The sequence below is a fragment of the Paenibacillus profundus genome (assembly GCF_021369635.1).
Taxonomy (GTDB): Bacteria; Bacillota; Bacilli; order Paenibacillales; family Paenibacillaceae; genus Paenibacillus_B; species Paenibacillus_B profundus.
Genome location: NZ_JAJNBZ010000025.1, coordinates 55273 through 71307 on the forward strand (window position 1 = coordinate 55273; position 16035 = coordinate 71307).

At 50.6% G+C, this 16035-nt stretch carries 14 protein-coding genes; 11 read left to right on the forward strand and 3 right to left on the reverse strand.

All coding sequences use genetic code 11. The features are described 5' to 3' along the window. Positions 1-42: 42 nt before the first annotated feature. Together LQV63_RS23005 and LQV63_RS23010 are read left to right on the forward strand one after the other, a co-directional pair. A complete protein-coding gene (locus tag LQV63_RS23005; RefSeq protein ID WP_233698449.1) occupies positions 43-1017 on the forward strand; it encodes a Gfo/Idh/MocA family protein in 975 nt (324 codons plus the stop codon). Between the two features lie 46 nt (positions 1018-1063). Beyond that, the gene (locus tag LQV63_RS23010) at positions 1064-2161 is read left to right on the forward strand and encodes a Gfo/Idh/MocA family protein (protein WP_233698450.1); all 1098 of its coding nucleotides are present in this window, start codon (positions 1064-1066) and stop codon (positions 2159-2161) included. A gap of 172 nt (positions 2162-2333) precedes the next feature. On the opposite strand, the gene LQV63_RS23015 is transcribed toward LQV63_RS23010, so the two are convergent. Then, entirely contained in the window at positions 2334-2600 is a 267-nt protein-coding gene (locus tag LQV63_RS23015) for a hypothetical protein (protein WP_019421195.1), read from the reverse strand. A 234-nt stretch (positions 2601-2834) separates the two neighbouring features. Here LQV63_RS23015 and LQV63_RS23020 point away from each other — a divergent pair, with 234 nt between their 5' ends. From LQV63_RS23020 to cstA, 5 genes are all read left to right on the forward strand, one after another. Next, on the forward strand, positions 2835-3362 hold the full coding sequence (locus LQV63_RS23020; protein WP_233698451.1) for a DUF1934 domain-containing protein: 528 nt from the start codon (positions 2835-2837) through the stop codon (positions 3360-3362). A gap of 5 nt (positions 3363-3367) precedes the next feature. Then, entirely contained in the window at positions 3368-5047 is a 1680-nt protein-coding gene (gene argS / locus LQV63_RS23025) for an arginine--tRNA ligase (protein ID WP_325175912.1), read from the forward strand. 151 nt (positions 5048-5198) lie between these two features. Continuing rightward, positions 5199-6995 (forward strand): sensor histidine kinase, encoded by a 1797-nt coding sequence (locus LQV63_RS23030; RefSeq protein WP_325175913.1) that lies wholly within the window; start codon positions 5199-5201, stop codon positions 6993-6995. Beyond that, the gene (locus tag LQV63_RS23035; protein ID WP_233698452.1) at positions 6967-7713 is read left to right on the forward strand and encodes a LytR/AlgR family response regulator transcription factor; all 747 of its coding nucleotides are present in this window, start codon (positions 6967-6969) and stop codon (positions 7711-7713) included. The genes LQV63_RS23030 and LQV63_RS23035 overlap by 29 nt, the downstream gene beginning before the upstream one ends. Before the next feature lie 147 nt (positions 7714-7860). Continuing rightward, positions 7861-9657 (forward strand): carbon starvation protein CstA, encoded by a 1797-nt coding sequence (gene cstA, locus LQV63_RS23040; protein ID WP_019421200.1) that lies wholly within the window; start codon positions 7861-7863, stop codon positions 9655-9657. 294 nt (positions 9658-9951) lie between these two features. Here cstA and LQV63_RS23045 read toward each other — a convergent pair whose 3' ends face one another. Continuing rightward, complete coding sequence (locus tag LQV63_RS23045; protein ID WP_233698453.1) at positions 9952-11103, reverse strand: S8 family peptidase; 1152 nt, start codon at positions 11101-11103, stop codon at positions 9952-9954. A 376-nt stretch (positions 11104-11479) separates the two neighbouring features. Between LQV63_RS23045 and rpoE the strand changes: the two genes are divergently transcribed. Then, on the forward strand, positions 11480-12040 hold the full coding sequence (rpoE, locus tag LQV63_RS23050) for a DNA-directed RNA polymerase subunit delta (RefSeq protein WP_233698454.1): 561 nt from the start codon (positions 11480-11482) through the stop codon (positions 12038-12040). A gap of 262 nt (positions 12041-12302) precedes the next feature. Here the strand turns inward: rpoE and LQV63_RS23055 are convergent, their stop codons facing one another. Continuing rightward, the gene (locus LQV63_RS23055) at positions 12303-12452 is read right to left on the reverse strand and encodes a hypothetical protein (RefSeq protein WP_233698455.1); all 150 of its coding nucleotides are present in this window, start codon (positions 12450-12452) and stop codon (positions 12303-12305) included. Between the two features lie 137 nt (positions 12453-12589). On the opposite strand from LQV63_RS23055, the gene LQV63_RS23060 reads away from it, so the two are divergent. The 3 genes from LQV63_RS23060 to fba all read left to right on the forward strand — a co-directional run bounded on the left by LQV63_RS23060 (position 12590) and on the right by fba (position 15893). After that, positions 12590-14191, forward strand: a complete 1602-nt coding sequence (locus tag LQV63_RS23060) for a CTP synthase (RefSeq protein ID WP_233698456.1) — start codon at positions 12590-12592, stop codon at positions 14189-14191. Between the two features lie 216 nt (positions 14192-14407). Then, positions 14408-14809, forward strand: a complete 402-nt coding sequence (locus LQV63_RS23065) for a response regulator (RefSeq protein WP_267934162.1) — start codon at positions 14408-14410, stop codon at positions 14807-14809. Positions 14810-15038: 229 nt separating this feature from the next. Next, entirely contained in the window at positions 15039-15893 is an 855-nt protein-coding gene (fba, locus tag LQV63_RS23070; RefSeq protein ID WP_019421207.1) for a class II fructose-1,6-bisphosphate aldolase, read from the forward strand. Positions 15894-16035 lie beyond the last annotated feature (142 nt).

A 16035-nucleotide genomic window follows, 5' to 3' on the forward strand; every position in this document is an offset into this window, starting at 1 on the left:
AGGCATGAGTAACTATATATGGAAGGAAAAGGAGAGATCGTGATGATTCGAGTAGCTATTTTGAGCTATTGGCACGTGCATGCAGAGGAGTATACGGAGGCGTTCCGCAACCATCCAGAGACAGAGGTAGTGGCGCTGTGGGATGAGAACGTAAAGCGCGGGGCCTCTTATGCGGACAAGTATGGGGTGGAATGTATTCCGTCACTTGACGAGCTGTTGAGCCGCACGGATATCGATGCGGTCGTTGTAACGACGCCGACGACGATGCACGAAGACGTTATTGCGCGAGCCCTACGGGCGAAGAAGCATGTATTTACGGAAAAGGTGCTGTCCGTTACCGGAGCGGGTGCGGAAGCGCTGATGGCGGAAGCGACCATGAATAACGTTATCCTGACTGTCGCGCTGCGCCGCCGTTATGAGAGTGAAGGCATAACGATCGAGCGGTTGGTAAAGGAAGGCACAGTCGGACAACCGACCTTGATTCGCGTGCGCATGGCGCATAATGGAGCCACTGCCGGGTGGCTGCCAGAGCATTTCTACAGCTTGGAGGAGTGCGGCGGCGGAGCAATGATAGACCTTGGCTGCCACCCAATGTATCTCATCCGTCTGCTTGCTGGCATTCCGCAAGCGGTGACGGCGGCTTATGGATATATGACGAAGCGGAAGGTCGAGGATCATGCGGCGGCGCTCCTTCATTATGACAGCGGCGTCATCGGGATTGCGGAGACCGGATTCGTCACGGGCGGATCGCCATATACAATTGAAGTTCACGGAACGGAAGGTTCTCTGTTATTTACGTCCGAACAAGGCAAGGACCTTCTCACGCTGCGCGGCGCCGACGGAACAGTGAAGCACATTCCACTCGACAAGCCTGAAGGTTCTATGTTCGACGAGTGGGTGAACCGCATGCTTGGCACGAAGCCGGAAGGCGACAATACAGCGCTGGCGATTGATCTGAGCCGTATAATGGAAGCAACTAATGAATCCGCGCGTATAGGCGGCACGGTACGTATTTAAGGGTAAAGGAAACATATACAGTTAATAGGAATGGAGGAACGGCATTATGACAGAACAAGTGATTCGAATCGGCATTATCGGCAGTGGCGGGATCGCAAGAATGCATGCGCGGGCGTATAAAAGGATTCCTGGCGTCGTGGTGGCGGCAGTAGCGGATATCGTGCCCGGCAGAGCGCAGGCACTCATTGATGAGGAGGGGCTGGCGGAAGCAGCGGCATTTGACAATACACGCAAGCTGCTGGAACAAGAGCTGCACGGCGTGAGCATCTGCACCCCGAACGTATCGCACCATGAGCAGGCGTTATTGTCACTGGAGGCAGGCAAGCACGTACTGGTGGAGAAGCCGTTATCCGTTACATTGGACGAGGGCATTGAAATGGTGGAGACTGCGGAACGTATGGGTAAAATGCTGAGTGTCGGCTTCCAGCCGCGCTACGACGACAATATTAAGCTGGTGCGGGAAATTGTGCAGTCCGGGCAACTCGGCGGTGTATACTATGCCGAGCTCGGGGGAGGCAGACCTCGCGGCATCCCGGGTGGAACGTTCATTCGGCGCGACATCGCAGGCTCTGGTGCCATTGCGGACATCGGGTGCTACTCGCTAGATATGGCGCTATATGCGCTTAATCATCCGCGTCCGCTGACCGTATCCGCCTTTTCCGGCAACCGTCTCGGTACGAACCCAGCCATCTGTCCAGAGGCAGATCGCTTCGATGTCGAGGATTTCGGGGTGGCTTTCATTCGTTTTGAGAACGACATGGTCATGACGTTCAAGACGTCGTGGGCGATGCATCTCGATTCTATGGGCTCGACGTTCTTCCTTGGCTCGGAAGGCGGACTGAAGCTTGGTTCTGGCCGTACGGGCGCTTGGGGAGGCTCATTCGATTGCTTAGGGGATATCCGCATGTATCGGGATATGATGGGCCGGCAGACCGAGACGGCCATTCCGCTGTCAGGACAACCACTCGACGAGCCGTTCTTCTTGAAAATATCCGATTTCGTCCGTGCGATCCGAGATGACGCCCCTGCGCCGGTGCCAGCGAGCGAAATACTCGTCCAACAGACGATAATCGACGCGCTTCTCCGTTCGGCCGCACAGAAGCGTGAGGTAGATGTGGAGTGGCCATCTATACTTCGAAGATAGAGGCGACTCGTTTCTGATTCAAAGGGAGAATGGGCAAAGGCACGTAAAGCAGACATGCTAGCACGGTCCAATAATATAGGGGCAGTTCCATAAGCAAAATATCTGCTTAGGGGCTGCCCCTTTGTGTACGTTCCTTTTAATTGTGGCTACACTAATGAATGCGGCTTGAACATCAACGCGGGATCGCGGAACGCATTCGCGACGATTTCGGAACGTGGGAAGTCAGCTTCGTATGCCGAATCATGATATATATTACAAAACCAAATATCGGAGCAATGCTGACGATAAGCGTAATTCCTGCCGAGAATAAGATGGAACGGTCGATGCGATAACTGTCGATAGAGGTCCAGATGGTGCATGCCCCATGGAGGATCAGAAGGAAGAACATGAGCTTCCCGGCGGGTGTGCTTATCCAAGACATTAATTCTATCCACAACATCGTAGCTACCTCCTTAATTACTGAACGGGATGCCTCAAATTATTAAGGGCTAAAGGGATTATAGTGTAACAATGGGGATTGAATCCATCGTTTTTTCCATCACCAACCTTACAATTTTGAAAGGTTTTCTTTTAGTTGTACAATAAACGTTGAACTTTTCCGGTCAAACCGGTTGCAAAAGGTTTGCTATTACCGGATAATTTAATAATCAGACTTTGCAGAATTGGAGTTAGAATGATGACGGAACGCCAAGCGGAAGCGGCGAACAAGCTTATGGTGCGCATCGTCATTGACAGCCGTCAAGATGATGAGCGCGTGACCCAAGAGGTAACTGGAGAGTTGTACCGCAAAGGTACGCATTTCTATGTACGATACATCGAGCCGATAAATCATCCGGACGGTCAGAATGATGGCGACAGCGATATGAGTGCAAGCTCACCTACACAGGTGATGATAAAAATAAGCAAGCGTCAAATCAAATTGACGCGGCGCGGACAAGTGGAGTCAGAGCAGACATTTTCTTATCGCGAGAAGCAGGGAGGCTACTATCGCTCCCAAGCACTGCGCTTTCCGATGACTACGTATACCTCTCTGATGGAATGGAACAACCCGTGGCCATTTGAAGGACCGCTTCAGTTCGATCAATTAATGCTCACTTGGGCATACCAGCTTTATATTGAAGAGCAATGTACGGGACAGTTCGAAATCAAGCTGAAGATGACACCCGCAGACACGCATAACAGAATGGCGCAGGAGGAATAGAGACAATGAGCATGAGTGTAATGGAGAAAATGAATGACCAAGTAAAGACTGCAATTGATGAGGCGATCGTGAAGGCCGGATTGGTGACGCGCGAAGAGCTGCCGTCCTTTGTCATCGAAGTGCCAAAGGACAAGTCGCACGGTGACTTGGCGACGAACGCGGCGATGCAGTTGACTCGCATTGCGAAGCGCAATCCGCGTCAGATCGCGGAAGTGATTATTGAGAACCTGGATAAAGCGGCGGCTTCTATTGAAAGTACCGAAATCGCGGGCCCAGGATTTATTAATTTCCGTATGAACAAAAGTTATCTGTATGATGTGGTGCGGGAAGTTACCGACAAAGGTTCGGACTACGGTCGTATCGGCATTGGCGCCGGACAGCGCGTTCAAGTGGAGTTCGTCTCGGCGAACCCGACGGGAAGCCTTCACCTTGGGCATGCCCGAGGTGCAGCGGTTGGCGATGCGCTGTGCAACCTGCTTGATTATGCAGGTTATGAGATGACGCGCGAGTACTATATTAATGATGCCGGCAACCAAGTGATGAACTTGGCGAAGTCGATTGAGTGCCGCTATAAGCAGGCGCTTGGTCTCGATGCGGACATGCCGGAAGACGGTTATTTCGGTGAAGATATTAAAGGTTTCGCGCAGGATCTGGTGAATAAGGAAGGCGATCGTCTTCTGCAGCTGGCCGAAGAAGAGCGTGCGAAGTATTTCCGCCAATTCGGACTGGAGAAAGAACTGGACAAAATTAAACGCGATCTCGGTCGCTTCGGCGTGCCGTTCGACGTATGGTTCAGTGAAACGTCATTGTATGAGAACGGGGAAGTGACGAAGGCGCTCGACACACTGCGCACTACCGGACACGTCTATGAAGAAGAAGGCGCGACGTGGCTGCGCACGACAACATTTGGTGACGACAAGAACCGCGTCTTGGTGAAAAACGATGGTTCCTACACTTATTTGACACCTGACGTTGCATACCATATGGATAAGTACGGCCGCGGCTTCGACCGCATGATTAACATTTGGGGCGCTGACCACCATGGCTACATTCCGCGGATGAAAGCGGCAATGGAAGCAGTTGGCAATGAACCGGACAAGTTGATTGTGCTCATTGCTCAAATGGTCAGCTTGTTTCAGGATGGCGAGAAAGTGAAGATGTCGAAGCGTACCGGCAAAGCGGTCACGATGGAGGATTTGATGGAGGAAGTGGGCGTTGACGCGATCCGCTACTTCTTCACGATGCGCTCCATGGATTCTCATCTCGACTTCGACATGGATTTGGCGATTTCGACGTCGAACGAGAACCCAGTGTTCTACGTGCAGTATGCGCACGCGCGCATTTGCAGCATCTATCGTCAAGCAGAGGAGCAGGGAGTGGTATTGAAGCCGCTGCGCGATATTGACTTGACCACGCTGACGACCGAGCATGAATACGATCTGCTACGCAAAATGGGCGAGCTGCCAGAAGAGATCGCAGTTGCGGCCCGTGATTATGCGCCGCATCGCTTAATCCGGTACGTATACGAATTAGCGTCGCTCTTACACAGCTACTACAAGGCAGAGCGTGTCATTACTGAGGACCCGGAACAGACACAGGCTCGCCTGGCGCTGTTAGGCGCAGTGCGCACCGTTATCGCAAATGTGCTCCGGCTGGTAGGGGTATCTGCGCCAGAACGGATGTAAGATCAATTACGAATATGGCTGACCGTTATACGCTGGCGTCTCGAAGGAGGAGACGCCAGCTTTTTATTTCCAAGCGAAGTCTGAGAGCATCTCTTGTATAATAGATGCAGCGTCATGCACAGATCCACAGCAGACGGGAAGAAGGATGGTGATGGCATTGATTCATCTGCTGCCTTTAATGATAGAACGTGTCGGCATTTTGCTAATTATTGCATTTGTGCTGTCACGTATGAAGTCTTTCCGCCAAATCGTTCATCACGAGCATGGCTTGACCGAGAAATGGATGCTTATCGTCGTATTCGGCGCGTTTGGGGTCATTAGCAACTATACCGGAGTTCAGATCCACGACAGCTCCATCTATTCGCAAGCGTGGCATACGGATGTAGATACGGGGAGCGCGATCGCGAACACGCGCATTATGGGTGTTGTCATCGGCGGACTGTTGGGGGGACCGCTTGTAGGAACCGGCGTCGGATTGATTGCAGGAGTGCATCGCCTTTCCTTAGGCGGTTATACTGCGGTTGCATGCGGCATCTCGACCATTATGGCCGGCATTGTTACCGGAATAATTGGTAAGCGCTTTCGTGCACAAGGAAAGCAGGCCGCATGGCTAACCGCAGGAATCGGCATTCTGATGGAGTGCGCACAAATGGGTATCATCCTGCTTGTTGCCGAGCCGTGGGCCGACGCATGGGGGCTGGTGAAGATTATCGGTGTCCCGATGGTAGTAGTGAACGGCTTCGGCACCTTGCTGTTTATGCTCATTATCCAGTCTATATTTCAGGAAGAAGAGCGTTCCAGAGCATTGCAGACACATAAGGCGCTTTATATTGCAGATCATACGCTGCCTTTCTTCCGCCAAGGCTTAAACGCGCATTCGTGCCGTGAAGCCGCCCAAATTATTTTAAAGGAGACGAACGCCGACGCCATCTCGATTACGAATCAGCATCAAATCTTGGCCCATGTCGGGACAGGTGCCGATCACCATATTGCGTTGCAGAGCATTTCAACGAGACTAACGAAGAAGGTGCTTGAAGAAGGCATCGTTCATAAGGCGTCTTCGCGCGAGGAGATCCAGTGTTATAACCTGGATTGCCCGCTGCAGGCCGCACTGGTGCTGCCGCTAAAGGTGCACGACAGCACGATTGGCACGCTAAAGCTATATTTCAGGCGTGCTACGAGGCTGGATCAAGTCGAACGGGAGTTGGCTGAGGGATTAAGCAAGCTTTTTTCCACCCAGTTGGAGCTGGCGGAAGCGGAGCTTCAGAGCAGGCTCTTGAAGGATGCTGAGATTAAAGCGCTGCAGGCCCAAGTGCATCCCCATTTTTTGTTCAATGCGTTCAACACCATTTCTGTGCTGTGCCGTACGGATCCTGAGCAAGCCAGAAAGCTGCTGCAGCAACTCAGTGTATATTTTCGCAGCAATCTTCAAGGTGCCCGCAAGATGCTCATTCCTCTGCACAAGGAACTGGAGCATGTAGAAGCCTATTTGTCATTGGAGCAGGCGAGATTCCCCGGCAAGTTTACGATCGAAGCACATATCGACGCCTCTCTGAATGATGTATTGGTTCCGCCGTTCACGCTGCAGCCATTGGTGGAGAATGCCATCCGCCACGCCTTTTCCAAAGGCTTCACCGAGCCGATAGGTCGGGTGACGATAAGTGCGACTGCTGAGGGGGAGAGCATGATTTTGGTAACGAAGGACAACGGTAAAGGCATATCGGCAGATATTGTGGGCGCTCTCGGTAAGCAAACCGTACAATCGGCGGAAGGAACCGGCACAGCCCTTTATAATATTAAGACGCGCATTGAAGAACTGTACGGGAACCAGGCTTCCTTCCGTATTGCAAGTGAGACCGCCCAAGGAACGACAGTCCGCATCACCCTGCCTGTCCATTTCGTCGAAAGAGGTGATAATCTTGTTGAAGGCATTTATCGTGGAGGATGAGCCGCTAGCACGAGATGAGCTTATTTATTTGCTGCGTCGCACGAAGCGAGTGGAGGTTGTAGGAGAGGCGGAGGCGAAGGATGAGGCACTGGTGCACATTGGGGCAGTTCGTCCCCATGTCGTTTTTTTAGATATACAGCTTGCAGAGGAAAGCGGCTTGGAGATTGCACAGCGGTTAATGGAACTGGATGCGCCGCCGGCAATCGTGTTCGCCACCGCATACGATGAATATGCTTTAAAGGCATTCGAGCTGAACGCAGTTGATTATATATTGAAGCCCTTTGATGAGGTTCGCGTGCATCAGACAGTAGAGAGACTTAACAAGCAGCTTGTGATGAGGGTGCCGCCTAACTTGCGTTCCCCGGCGTCCCGTTCCTCAGTTCCGGAACGCCAGGATCGCTTAGCTATCACAGTGGATGAGCGGATCGTTGTGCTGCATGTCGATCATATTATTTATATCGGATTTGAAGAGGGGAAGACCGTCATCGTGACGAAAGAACGGCATTACAAAGTTAGCGAGCCGTTAACGATGCTTGAGCGCAAGCTTCTACATCCTTCTATTATACGGGTGCATCGGGCTTATCTCGTCAATGTGGATCGGATTATAGAAATCGAGCCGTGGTTCCACTCCACCTGTCAATTGAAGCTCCAGGACGGTTCCCAGGTACCGGTCAGCCGCACTTATATGAAGGATCTGAAGCAGATCCTCGGATTTTAGATTACGCACCACAACTGAAAACGTTTGCATCTCAAGCTTCTCTTTTTGCAGCTCACTCTCTTCCCTTCACATTCTATCGTGAAAATGAATAATTTTCGTTTTCATATTATAAGATAGCCACAAGGAAATCGAAGGGAGTGGCCACTAATGAATGCGGTTTCAATTGTAATCGGATCTATTTGCATTTTGATGATTGCTTATCGACTGTATGGAACGTTCATGACGGCAAAAGTGTTAAAGCTTGATGACTCCAAGCCGACTCCGGCTCACGAATTCAACGACGGCAAAGATTACGTGCCGACGAATAAATGGGTATCCTTCGGGCACCATTTTGCCGCGATTGCGGCAGCCGGCCCGCTCGTTGGGCCGATCCTGGCCGCGCAGTTCGGTTACTTACCGGGACTGCTGTGGCTGCTTATTGGTGCGGTTATCGGCGGAGCGGTGCATGATGCAGTTGTGTTGTTCGCCTCTATGCGCAAGCAGGGCAAATCGCTCTCCGAAGTAGCGAAGGACGAGCTAGGACCTGTCGCCGGCTTCTGTACCGGCCTCGCTATGCTCTTCATTATTACGATTACGATGGCTGGGCTGTCAATGGTCGTGCTCCATGCGCTGGAGCATAATCCATGGGGAACGTTCTCGGTCGGCATTACGATTCCGATTGCAATGGGAGTAGGGCTGCTGTATAAGAAAACAGGCAATCTGAAGGTTACTTCCACCATCGGCTTTATTCTGCTTCTAGTCGGCGTGTTCATGGGCCCTTATATTCAAGGTACGGCGCTGGGAGAGTGGCTGACCTTTGACATGAAAACATTGGCTGTCATTTTACCGATATACGCTTTTTTTGCGGCAGCTTTGCCGGTCTGGCTGCTGCTCGCGCCGCGCGATTATTTGAGCAGCTTCATGAAAATCGGCGTCTTCATCGCGCTTATCATCGGCGTCTTTATTATTAACCCGGCGATTCCATTCCCGGCGGTAACGGAATTCATTCACGGGGGAGGTCCGATTTTGGCTGGCCCGGTCTGGCCGTTCATCTCGATAACGATTGCTTGCGGAGCAATATCTGGCTTCCACGCCTTCGTCGGTTCTGGAACGACACCGAAGATGCTGGATCGCTGGAGTGATATTAAAGTGGTTGGGTTCGGCGCGATGCTCGTTGAATGTGTGGTAGGAATCATGGCGCTAATCGCCGCCACTGCTCTGCAGCCAGCGGACTACTTCGCAATTAATTCCACGCCGGAAGCGTTCGAGGCGCTCGGTATGAGCACGGTTCATTTGCCTGAATTGGCGCGTGAAATCGGCCTCAATCTGGAGGGAAGAACAGGCGGCGCCGTCACGCTGGCAGTTGGCATGACCTATATCTTCACGAAGATTCCATGGTTCGAAGGCTTGGCATCATACTTTTTCCAGTTCGTCATCATGTTCGAGGCGGTCTTCGTCCTAACGGCAATCGATGCCGGAACGCGTGTCGCACGCTATATTATCCAAGATTTCTTCGGTGACATCTACAAACCGTTGAAACGGGTGGATTGGGTGCCTGGCTCGATCTTCGCGAGTGCGTTAGCTTGCCTGATGTGGGGATATTTACTCTTTTCAGGCGATATTGGCTCCGTATGGGCACTGTTCGGAGTATCTAATCAGATGATGGCGTCGATTGGTCTTATCATCGGAGCGACGGTCATTTTGAAGATAGCGGACAAACGCAGGTACATGTTTACGTGTTTGATTCCGTTGGCATATTTGTTCGTAACGGTCAATTACGCGGGAGTGTGGATGGTTGCGAACGTATACTTGAATCCAACGGCCTCCGGTTACAGTATTTTGAATGCTTCACTGTCCATCATTATGATGGTGCTTGGGATCATCATCCTCATCTCGGCCATTAAGAAATGGATTGAGCTATGGAATGCGCCGCGGACGCGTCTTGCGCCAATTACAGCAGCTTAGTTATCTTGAATGAGCGGCGGGTGAAATGGCGCCGATGCTGGGCAGCCTCTGATGAAGTTCGCAGCCATGCCTGGGGCCGATTGCGAGACCATAAGCGCCAATGGTCGACAAAATACGCATGTCCCGTCTTTGCGGGCCAAAAATGAGCATAAATTGTCGATGACGAGCCAATAAAAAAAGGGGGCTATCCCAAAAGTCTGAATGACTTGAAGGATAGCCCTCTTGTTTCTTTTTGCATTGTATTTTGCGCAATGAAACAGCAGCGTATACCTGCGGCGAGATCGCAGCCGCCCCCTACCGCTCCACTTCCTTGAGCAGACGCATCACGTCTACTTCGCCTGCTCCGCGCGGCGTGCCGCCCTTGCCTCTGGGGCCGCGCGTAGGGTTGGCGGAATGGCGCAGAAGGGTTTTGATCTCCCCTGGCTTCAATCCCGGCTTCATGGCGAGCAGCAGGGCAATCGCGCCGCTGACATGAGAGGTGGCCATGGAAGTGCCGCTCATTTCGTGATATTTTCCCTTAAGCCATGCAGACACAATTTTTTCTCCAGGAGCATAAATATCGACGAATCGACCTCGATTGCTAAAATTCGCAATTTTGCGGACCCGATCGGTCGCGCCCACAGAAATGGTCTGCTGATACCGGGCGGGGTAATCGATCGTTTTGCGTTTGGCATCGTTTCCTGAAGACGCGACGATGGTGACCCCTGCGTTATAGGCGTTCATCACTGCATTTAACAGTGATTTGCTGCGCGTCTTCATCCCGAAGCTCATATTAATTATATTCATGCCATGACGCACACACCAATCAATGCCTTGAATAATATCAGATACATAAGCAGATCCATTCTCGTCAAAGGCTTTGACAGGATGGATCAGCGCACGAGGAGCCACGCCAATGATTCCATACATCTGATTGGCGGCTGCTATCGTACCGGCGATGTGCGTTCCGTGTCCGTTATCGTCATACGGAGGCAATCCGCGGTGAACCAGATTGACGCCGCGCATCAAAGAGTTGCGCAAATCAGGATGGCGGTAATCAGCTCCCGTATCGATGACGCCAATGTACACGTGATGGCCGGTCGTCGTGCTCCATGCCTGGGGCGCTTTAATGTGCCGCACGCCCCAAGGAATGCCGCGTTCCCAAGCAACGGGCTTCTGCGATGCGGCATGCATCGTTACTTGAATATCATCCTCAACAACGAACTCGCTTTGGTACAGAGCCAATTGCCGATTTAGACCAGCTGGAACCGGACAGATCCAAGCTAGGATTAACGGAACGGTATGGACGCTCCCAAGCTCGGGGTGGCGCTTTTGCAGATCGTACAGAGCTTTGCAGCATCGTTCGTACAATTGAGGGTTGTAAAAGCGAATCAGCTGTCTCTTCCCACGTTGTCCGTTGGAGGAAATCTCATGAAGCATCAACTGGAGTAAGCCCGTAACATCCAATGTCGAGTCCCTCCCGACAGGTCCTTGTGGAGTATCGTATGCGTTCTGCTGCAAGGTGGACTGGGGTAGCCGCCTTTTTTGAGAAAGTTAGGCCTTCTTCCGTGTCAAATGTCTTCCCGGGACATAATATGAAGAAGAGCCGGCGAAGGGCTTAGCACACCAAAGACGAGGGCCACTGCTTTCGTCGGGTGCGGATACAGTCGAACGCGAAGGATAGCCCTTCGCGTTTCTTTTTTTTGTCTTGAAATGACTGATATGTGGCATTTTTTTGTCTGGCTGAAGAAAACTTGCTTTTTCGCGGCAGATCGGTTTTACTTATGTGTGAACATGGATATGTTAGTATCAGTTTGAACCTTTTGAGAGAGGATGTGTCCGAATGAGCACCCCGTTGGAATTGAAACTAGATCCCGACAAAGTGCAAGAAATGCCGATGGTGGATTTAGCTTTCCTTATATTGAAAGCTGCCAACACGCCTTTCTACTACCGCGATCTAATGAACGAAGTAGCTAAGCTTCGTGGATTAACCAAAGAGCAAATTACCGATGTGATTGCGCAGTTATATACCGAAATCAACATTGACGGCCGCTTTGCATGTGTTGGCAACAACCTGTGGGGCTTGAAACGTTGGTATCCGGTTGACCGTTCGGAAGAGTCGATGGGAGGCTCCAAACGTCCGCGTATCATTAATGATGAAGACGACGATATGGAAGACGAGTATGTGGAAGAAGACGACAACTACACTGCTGATGGAGAGGACTTCGATTTCGTGGATGAAGACAACGAAGAGGAAGAAGTCTTCGACGATGAAGAGGAAGAGGCAGAAGTTGACGAAGAAGTCATGATCGATGAAGAAGAAATCGATGAAGACAGTTCTGAAGGGGAAGAAGAACTGGAAGAAGACTTCGAAGAAGCCGACAAAGCTGAGGATAACCGTTAATCGGCTGTTCCCCACTGCGTGGCTGGCATAAATGCCGTTTGCTTATTGGTCCTGTTGAAGAAGCTGCTCAGAAGCTTTGATGGGAAGGATAAGTAAGCGGCATTTTCACTTCTTCACATCCCCTTAAAAATCCAAGCGTGCTCCCTTGACATGGGACTACCTACAGAGTAAACTAGCATATGGGCTTTGGATTTGTATTGAATTGAATAGAGTGATTGAACATAAGAAGAAAGTGCCCCGTGACACTACGGGAGTCACTTTTTTATTTTTTTCCGATATCGGAATGTATCTGCTCGACGGCATGGCCTGCTCGGACATGGTATATTTTGAGTCGAATAAAAGGCTTCCGTTGATCGCGGACGCTCGGATTCGGGTGTCCTTCGATAGGAGCTTTTTTTATGACATCTTGCATCAATTTTTCTCCTGCAAATGGGTTACGATAACATCATGCAGCATGAATTGCAAAAACTCCATCGGACCTGATTCAAGAGTCAAAGCCTCCCGAGAACATATGTCATGAATGCACTTGATCATAGGAGGGTTTCACCAGTGGCAAAATACATTTTTGTGACGGGCGGCGTCGTTTCATCTCTAGGTAAAGGAATAACGGCAGCATCCCTAGGCAGACTGCTGAAAAATCGGGGTCTGAAAGTAACGATTCAAAAGTTTGACCCGTACATCAACGTTGATCCGGGTACCATGAGTCCCTATCAACACGGTGAAGTGTTCGTAACCGACGACGGGGCGGAAACCGACCTGGACCTTGGCCACTATGAGCGTTTCATTGATATCAATCTGTCCAAGAACAGCAATGTGACGACAGGGAAGATCTATTCTTCGGTTATCTCTAAAGAACGCCGCGGTGAATACTTGGGCGGTACCGTACAGGTTATTCCGCACATCACGAATGAAATTAAAGAGCGTGTTTTCCGCGCCGGCAAAGAAGCGGGCTCCGATGTGGTCATTACGGAGATCGGCGGTACGGTAGGCGATATCGAGAGCTTGCCGTTTCTGGAAGCGATTCGTCAAATCAAGAGCGATGTCGGCCGCGATAATGTGATGTACATTCACGTTACTCTGATTCCTTACATCAAAGCAGCGGGTGAAGTGAAGACGAAGCCGACGCAGCATAGCGTCAAAGAGCTGCGCAGCATCGGCATTCAGCCGAACATGCTTGTATGCCGGACAGAGCACGAGCTCTCGGAAGATTTGAAGCGCAAGATCGCACTCTTCTGCGACATTGACGCCAACGCGGTTGTGGAGTGCCGTGACGCCTCCACCTTGTATGAGGTTCCTCTCATGCTGCGCGAGCAAGGCATGGATAATATCGTCGTCAACCATCTGAAGCTGCAGACGCCAGAACCGGATATGGTCGAGTGGACGAAGCTGGTCAATCGCGTGAAGCAGCTGCAAGGCCGCGTTGAGATTGCTATCGTCGGGAAATACGTTGCCCTTCACGATGCTTATCTGTCCATTGTTGAAGCGTTGGAGCATGCTGGTATTGATGCCAATGCCGAAGTGAACATCCGTTGGGTCAACGCGGAGGAGATTACGGAAGAGAACGTAAGCGAGCAATTGTTGGGAGTTAATGGCATTTTAGTTCCAGGCGGATTCGGCGATCGGGGTATCGAAGGAAAAGTGACAGCGATTCGCTTTGCGCGTGAACAGCAAATTCCGTTCTTTGGTATTTGCCTAGGCATGCAGGTTGCTGTAATCGAATATGCGCGAGCGGTTGTCGGCTTGAGAGGAGCGAACAGCTCGGAAATCAACCCGTCGACAGAGTATCCTGTTATCGATTTGCTGCCAGAGCAGAAGGACATCGAAGATTTGGGCGGCACGATGCGCCTTGGCCTGTATCCTTGTAAATTGCAGGAAGGGTCGCTTGCGATGGAGTGCTACAACGACGAGCTCGTATACGAGCGTCATCGTCATCGTTATGAATTTAACAACGAATACCGCGAAATTGTGGAGCGTGCCGGCTTGAAAGTAAGCGGAACGTCCCCTGATGGACGGTTGGTTGAAATCGTGGAGCTTCCGAACCACCCGTGGTTCCTTGCGGTGCAATTCCATCCGGAATTCACATCCCGTCCGAACCGTTCACAGCCATTGTTCCGTGAGTTCGTCAAAGCTGCGATTAAACAGTTGGGATAATGTATATATTTGCAAAGCGAAGATTCTCCATGTGAGAATTTTCGCTTTTTTTGCTTCCCGCGGTACAGAAGCAGATGTTTTTCCTAAAGTAAGGAGGAATTTAATAGGAAGAAGCGAATATGTACTGTAACTTTGCAATATAAGCATGTTATGCGAGACGGCAGCTATGACAAGGCAAACATACTCGCTCGTGATACACGGTGGGAGGGGTACCAGTTGGATAAAAAGAAAGTATTAATTGTTGATGATCAGAATGGTATTCGGGTTCTTCTCATGGAAGTGTTCAGCAGCGAAGGATATACGACATATCAGGCTTCTAACGGCAAGATGGCGCTGGACATCGTACAGGATGAATCACCGGATATCGTTCTGCTTGACATGAAGATACCTGGGATGGACGGTTTGGAAATTTTAAAACAAATCAAGAAGATGAAGCCACACATGAACGTCATCATGATGACAGCGTATGGGGAATTGGATATGATTAAGGAAGCGACCGAACTGGGAGCTATTATGCACTTTACAAAGCCATTTGATATTGATGAAATGCGAGTGGCCGTCAACATGACTTTAGCCCACAGTAACGAACAGCATGGTCATATGACTTTGCCGTCTTAACGAATGATAGAAATGATGCGCGATGCTGGGTTGCTGACCCAGCCTCTTTGCTTTTTGGATTTCGTCTGAAGGGGGCTTTTTGAACAACCTCCAACAGACGGATGTGTTCTGTTTTGTCAAGAGGTTGTTTACTTTTTTGCGCCTAATTGTGATATAATAACACCGTACAAGATGTCGGCTAACAAGAAGAGAGACAGACGACGAACAACTTCCTAGGAGGATGGAGACCATGCCATTAGTTTCGATGAACGAATTCCTGCCGAAAGCTAAAGCAAATAAATTTGCGGTAGGCCAATTCAACATTAACAACTTGGAATTCACACAAGCCATTACAGAAGCTGCGATGGAAGAGAAAGCGCCAATTATCTTCGGTGTATCCGAAGGGGCACTGCGTTACATGGGAATGGAATATACAGTAGCAATGGCGGAAGCGGCTGCGAAGAAATCCGGCTTGCCGATCGCATTGCACCTTGACCATGGCAGCACGTTTGAAGTGGCTATGGCTTGTATCCGTGCAGGATTCTCTTCCGTTATGTTCGATGGCTCCCATCATGCGTATGAGGACAACATCCGCTTGACTAAAGAAGTCGTTAAAGCGGCTCATGCTATGGGCGTATCCGTTGAAGGTGAATTGGGTACAATCGGCGGGACAGAAGATGACCTTACGGTGGATGAGGAATCCGCTCAATTGGCGAACCCAGAAGAAGCGATTCGTTTCTATGAAGAAACAGGCGTTGACGCACTTGCGATTGCTGTAGGTACGGCACACGGCATGTACAAAGGCGAGCCTAAACTTCATTACGATATCATTGAAGCTGTTGCTGCAAAAGTTCCTGTACCTGTCGTACTGCACGGCGGTTCCGGTGTGCCTGACGAAGCCATTCGCAAGGCAATTGCCGCAGGCGCAGGCAAAATTAACGTGAACACAGAGAACCAAGTCGCTTGCACGAAAGCGATTCGCGAAGCGTTGAACAAGAATGCAGATGTAATCGATCCTCGTAAATACTTGACGCCAGCTCGCAATGCGATGGTTGAAGTGGTTCGCGCTAAAATCCGCTTGTTCGGAAGCAACAACCAAGCGTAATCGGATATTTATATTTGCGTCTACAAATGCGGGAAAAGCACCGGTTCTCCGGTGTTCTTCCCTTTTTTGTGATTATACCACCTAACTTATAGTATTATAGAGGTTGTTCAGAAAAGTCCCCTTTTGATCACGATGCATCCCA

What these genes read in the sequence shown, in the direction of transcription:
- LQV63_RS23005 (WP_233698449.1), top strand. Translation starts at nt 43, where the DNA reads ATGATTCGAGTAGCTATTTTGAGCTATTGGCACGTGCATGCAGAGGAG.
- LQV63_RS23010 (WP_233698450.1), top strand. Translation starts at nt 1,064, where the DNA reads ATGACAGAACAAGTGATTCGAATCGGCATTATCGGCAGTGGCGGGATC.
- LQV63_RS23015 (WP_019421195.1), bottom strand. Translation starts at nt 2,600, where the DNA reads ATGTTGTGGATAGAATTAATGTCTTGGATAAGCACACCCGCCGGGAAG.
- LQV63_RS23020 (WP_233698451.1), top strand. Translation starts at nt 2,835, where the DNA reads ATGATGACGGAACGCCAAGCGGAAGCGGCGAACAAGCTTATGGTGCGC.
- argS (WP_325175912.1), top strand. Translation starts at nt 3,368, where the DNA reads ATGAGCATGAGTGTAATGGAGAAAATGAATGACCAAGTAAAGACTGCA.
- LQV63_RS23030 (WP_325175913.1), top strand. Translation starts at nt 5,199, where the DNA reads ATGGCATTGATTCATCTGCTGCCTTTAATGATAGAACGTGTCGGCATT.
- cstA (WP_019421200.1), top strand. Translation starts at nt 7,861, where the DNA reads ATGAATGCGGTTTCAATTGTAATCGGATCTATTTGCATTTTGATGATT.
- rpoE (WP_233698454.1), top strand. Translation starts at nt 11,480, where the DNA reads ATGAGCACCCCGTTGGAATTGAAACTAGATCCCGACAAAGTGCAAGAA.
- LQV63_RS23055 (WP_233698455.1), bottom strand. Translation starts at nt 12,452, where the DNA reads ATGCAAGATGTCATAAAAAAAGCTCCTATCGAAGGACACCCGAATCCG.
- fba (WP_019421207.1), top strand. Translation starts at nt 15,039, where the DNA reads ATGCCATTAGTTTCGATGAACGAATTCCTGCCGAAAGCTAAAGCAAAT.